This is a genomic window from Pseudomonas sp. EA_65y_Pfl1_P113 (assembly GCF_963970525.1).
In the GTDB taxonomy this organism is placed as follows: domain Bacteria; phylum Pseudomonadota; class Gammaproteobacteria; order Pseudomonadales; family Pseudomonadaceae; genus Aquipseudomonas; species Aquipseudomonas tritici.
This window is the reverse complement of record NZ_CAXAQM010000096.1, coordinates 1-1253: the sequence shown is the minus strand read 5'-3', so window position 1 is coordinate 1253 and position 1253 is coordinate 1. Positions and strand designations below refer to the sequence as shown.

1 protein-coding gene is annotated in these 1253 nt (G+C 55.4%); it reads left to right on the top strand.

The features are described from left to right. Positions 1-64 precede the first annotated feature (64 nt). Positions 65-1245, top strand: a protein-coding gene (locus tag AACY52_RS28420; protein ID WP_370467934.1) for an IS3 family transposase whose coding sequence is annotated in 2 segments (ribosomal slippage) — positions 65-332 and positions 332-1245 — 1182 coding nt in all. Because the reading frame shifts where the segments join, the coding sequence is not laid out codon by codon here. The last annotated feature ends 8 nt before the right edge of the window (positions 1246-1253 follow it).

The window sequence follows — 1253 nt, the reverse complement described above, 5'->3', positions numbered from 1 at the left end:
TGTAGTGGTCTAATTTCCCCGGACACCTCGATAGGTGGAGAATGCATCTATCGAGGAGTTTTTCATGACTGGCAAACGCAGGACATTCGACGACAGCTTCAAGCTGCAAGTCGTAAAAATGATCAAGGACCAGGGACTGGCCGTTCCGCAGGTCTGTCGTGACTTGAATATTGGTGAGACCGCCGTCCGCCGCTGGGTACAGCAGTACGAGGCTGAACAGCTGGGAGAGGCCGGAATCGGCAAACCGTTGACGGCTGAGCAACAGCGCATCCGGCAGCTGGAGCAGGAAAACCGCCAGCTCAAGATGGATAACGATGTATTAAAAAAAGCCACCGCCTTCTTTGCCCGCGAGCTGAAGTAACGTATCGCTTGGTTCGGCAGCTGCAACAGAAGGCTTATTCGGTGGCGTATGTCTGTCGGCTGCTGGGTATCAGCCGATCCGGTTTCTACGAGGCCAACAAGCGTGCTGAAGCGCCAGAATCGATTTGTCCCGTGACGGTGCAACTCAAGGCGTCGTTTGCTGCGAGTGGCGGCTGCTATGGCAGTCGCCCGTTGCGTAAGGCGTTGCGCGCCGAGGGCATAGAAATAGGTGTTTATAAAATTCGTCGCTTGATGCGCGCCAACGGTCTGCGTTCGGCCTGGAAGCGCAAGTTTGTGCATACGACCGATAGCAACCACGACCTGCCGATTGCTGAAAATGTGTTGAATCGCCAATTCGAACCCGAGGCGGTGAACAAGGCCTGGGTGGCGGACATTACCTATATCCGGACCCGTAGCGGCTGGCTGTACCTGGCCGTGGTGCTGGACTTGTTCTCACGCAAGATCGTGGGTTGGTCCATGGCCCCGAACATGCCTGCCGAGCTGGTGTGTAGTGCAATGCAACTGGCAGTTGCTCAGCGTCAACCGCCACCGGGTCTGATCGCCCACTCGGATCGCGGTAGCCAGTACGCTAGCGCGAGCTACAGGGCGCTGCTGGCAAGAAATAACATGCAGCAAAGCATGAGCCGTAAAGGTAACTGTTGGGACAACTCAGTGATGGAGCGCTTTTTCCTGAGTTTGAAAATGGAGCGGGTATGGCGGCGCGATTACGCTAACCACGCCGAAGCAATACGTGACATCACTGAGTACATCGTTGGGTTTTACAACAACGAGCGGCTGCACTCAAAACTGGGATATCTGCCACCGACCGTTTACGAACGGGCAATGGCGTCGAAACCACCTATCGAGGTGTCCGGAATTAGTTGACCACTACA